Raw genomic sequence first — 255 nt, 5'->3', positions numbered from 1 at the left:
GTTACCGCCGTGAAAGGGCGGTGTCCTGGGCCTCTAGACGAAGGGGACGTGTAAGTCTCAATCGCAAGACGCCTTGCTTCTCTACATCTATCAGACAATCTGTGTGAGCACTACGCGGGTTGTATCTATTAGGTAAGGAGGTGATCCAACCGCAGGTTCCCCTACGGTTACCTTGTTACGACTTCACCCCAGTCATGAATCACAAAGTGGTAAGCGCCCTCCCGAAGGTTAAGCTACCTACTTCTTTTGCAACCC

Annotated in this window: 1 rRNA gene; it reads right to left on the bottom strand. The window is 51.8% G+C overall.

The features are described from left to right. Positions 1-133: 133 nt before the first annotated feature. A 16S ribosomal RNA gene (locus tag F3J28_RS22335) occupies positions 134-255 on the bottom strand; the annotation flags it as partial.

The sequence above is a fragment of the Enterobacter sp. Ap-1006 genome (assembly GCF_011752835.1).
In the GTDB taxonomy this organism is placed as follows: Bacteria; Pseudomonadota; Gammaproteobacteria; order Enterobacterales; family Enterobacteriaceae; genus Cedecea.
This window is presented reverse-complemented; position numbering and strand designations above follow the sequence as displayed.